This is a genomic window from Micromonospora sp. NPDC049799 (assembly GCF_040656655.1).
Classification (GTDB): domain Bacteria; phylum Actinomycetota; class Actinomycetes; order Mycobacteriales; family Micromonosporaceae; genus Micromonospora.
In genome coordinates this window covers 1-2,491 of the sequence record NZ_JBFAMU010000641.1, presented here as the reverse complement: position 1 = coordinate 2,491, position 2,491 = coordinate 1, and the positions used below count along the sequence as shown (strand labels likewise).

The following is a 2,491-nucleotide window of genomic DNA, read 5'->3' as shown; positions in this document are numbered from 1 at the left end:
ACTCGTGGCCTGCGGGTGGGGGGTTGGGGGCCGCAGCCGCCCGACAACCACCCGCCACGACCGCAACCGTCCGCTTCGGAGGGCCGGCACCGCGTCAACCCCGCCGCCGCGACCCCCCCGCCGCGGCGGCCGGGTCCGTCGACCGTCGGGCGCCGGCCGGCGTACGCGATGGGGCTGACCGCCGTCGCGATCATCGCGCTCGCCGTCCTCGTCATGGCGCTGCCCTTCTTGCAGTCGTCCGCACCGGTGGCCGCGCCCTCGGCGGACACCGCCGCACCGGTCGCCGAGAAAATCGCTCCCGAGCTGACGCCCGAACCGATCCGGTCCTTCTCACCGGCCCCCGTCTCGCTGTCCACCCGCGCGTCGAAGAAGCCCGCGGCACCTACGCGGAAGGCCACCCCCACCGGGCGCGCGACGAGCACGCGGTCCGCGCCGTCCGCGTCACCGAAGCCGCCCCCGCCCCTGCCCCCGGGCGAGCTGGCGCCCCTGCCCGCTTCGCGGGAGCCCGCGCTGCGGTCCATTGGCGGCGGACCGGAGACGTTCATCGACTTCGTCAACGCCCGGTCCGCTCCGGTGACGGTGTACTGGTTGAACTACGACGGCCAGCGCCAGCGGTACGCGGAACTGCAGCCCGGACAGGGGTACCGGCAGCACACGTACGTCGGGCATCCGTGGGTGGTGACCGAGGCCGACGGCCGGGCCCTGGTCTGCTTCCAGCCGACGACCACCGTGGCGAAGGCCGTGCTGCGGTAGCCGACCCCGTCGTGGCTATGACCGGCCCGGAAACAGCAGAGCGCCGACCGGCGTTTCCGCTGGTCAGCGCTCCTGTAGCCGGGCGAAAGGCTATGTGGCCAGGGGTGGGTTCGAACCGCCGACCTTCCGATTTTCGGATCCAGGCGACAGTGGCCGCACGCATTCGGACGTGTTCTGCTTCCTTCCCGCTGCCTCGTCTGCCGACCGCGCGGCCCTCGGGGCGGTCAGTAGCGGCCGAGGTTCTGGCTGGGCGCCATCACGATGCGTGGAGAGGCCGCCGGATCCAGCCACTCCAGTACCCGGAGCAGGTTGGACTGTGTCAACGAGACACAGCCGGCGGTACCGCCGCTCCCGTTGACGTGCAGGAAGATGCCGCTGCCGCGGGCCGGGGTGGCTGCCCTCACTGGGATGTTGTAGTTGATGACCGCGAAGTAGTTGTACTGCGGCACGGTCTGCCACAGCGCCTCGCTGTACCCGCCCGGGTTCGTGCCATGCACAAAGCTGTTGTACGTGGGCGAGCTGGGATTCTCATCCCAGTAGTCGTTCGCCACAAGCCGGTGGTAGCTGTACTTGACGCCAGGGTTGGCGTTCACGCCGTACATGGTGGAGCCGATGCCATAGACGCCCGTGGGCGTCGTGGGGACGCCCTCCACATGGCTGTCGCTGAACCCCTTGGTGCCGATCCGCGCGCTCATCACTCCGAGCTTCGGCCGCCACACGCCGTTCACCTTCTCGAAAGTCTCGAGGGACGCGACGCTCGTACCGTAGCCGCTGCTGTGGACGACGATGAGCTGGCGGGTGCTGGCCGGAATGGTGTGTAGCCGGGAGGCGATGTTGCTCTCTGCGGCCGGCGTCGCGACCTTGCTGGTCGGGACGTGCGACGGCGACCGGCTGAGAGACGGCTTCGTGGACCGGCTCGCCGAAGGCGACGGGGACCGGCTAGCCGAAGGCGATGAGGAGGGACTTGCGGAGGCAGTCGGTCCGGGAGCGCCGGTCACCGAGGTATCGACCGGAGCCGACCCGGCGTCCACCGTGCCGTTCCGGCCCGGGGCTGCGCAGGACGTGAGTCCGAGCCCGCCGAGCAGCGCCACCGTGATGGCACCGAACACAGCCCGCCTGAACGGCGTTCGCATTCCTACTCCTCCAATGGTTCTTGATGTCGCCAGTCGTCTAGGCGGAAGGCGACCGCGACTCGGGGGGTGACTCTTGCCGCGCGGTTGGTCTGAGGTGTCGCAGGTGCGACCCTCGCCCACGACGGGCGCTGGAGATCAACTGACTCCACTCATCCGGCGTCGTCGGTCTGGCCGGCGTTACATATGAGGGGCGGCGCTCGCCGGATCGAGAGCATCGGCGGAGACGGGGGACGACTCCGGCGAGCTTCGGTGGCCATCGTTGATGTCAGCCGCTGCTGTCGGCTCCCTGCCCACTCCTGGCAGAAGCGCCGGATGGATCAACTGACCGACCCGCTGGCCGGACTCGACGACCTCCCGTGGGAGTCGCTGCACCACGCGTATGGCCCGGCCGTCGACGTACCGGACCAGTTGCGGGCGTTGCGCTCGGATCTGGTGCACGGCAGTTCACCGCCACCGCACTGAACCGGCTCCGGGTCGCGGACATCTCCTACCTGCGCACCATCCCGGAATAGGGACGACCCCCGTCGGGGGGAGCCGGACACACCTTGTCGGCTCGTGCCGATCATTGCCGACCAGTGCGCTTGAGCAGCTGACGCTAGGCGTCC

General features: G+C 69.9%; 3 protein-coding genes. 2 read left to right on the top strand and 1 reads right to left on the bottom strand.

Annotation, left to right across the window (positions count from 1 at the left end; translation table 11 throughout):
* Positions 1-753 (top strand): hypothetical protein (locus AB0I76_RS27635; RefSeq protein WP_357041394.1); only part of this gene is annotated, 753 nt, incomplete at its 5' end.
* A 224-nt stretch (positions 754-977) separates the two neighbouring features.
* Here the strand turns inward: AB0I76_RS27635 and AB0I76_RS27630 are convergent.
* Positions 978-1,886 carry a L,D-transpeptidase family protein gene (locus tag AB0I76_RS27630; protein WP_357041391.1) on the bottom strand — a complete coding sequence of 303 codons (909 nt, stop codon included), beginning with the start codon at positions 1,884-1,886 and terminating at the stop codon, positions 978-980.
* Between the two features lie 312 nt (positions 1,887-2,198).
* Here AB0I76_RS27630 and AB0I76_RS27625 point away from each other — a divergent pair, with 312 nt between their 5' ends.
* Positions 2,199-2,348: a hypothetical protein gene (locus AB0I76_RS27625; RefSeq protein WP_357041388.1), complete on the top strand. Its 150-nt coding sequence runs from the start codon at positions 2,199-2,201 to the stop codon at positions 2,346-2,348.
* Positions 2,349-2,491 lie beyond the last annotated feature (143 nt).

Coding starts and splice junctions, on each gene's coding strand:
- AB0I76_RS27625 (WP_357041388.1), top strand. CDS start 2,199: ATGGATCAACTGACCGACCCGCTGGCCGGACTCGACGACCTCCCGTGG.
- AB0I76_RS27630 (WP_357041391.1), bottom strand. CDS start 1,886: ATGCGAACGCCGTTCAGGCGGGCTGTGTTCGGTGCCATCACGGTGGCG.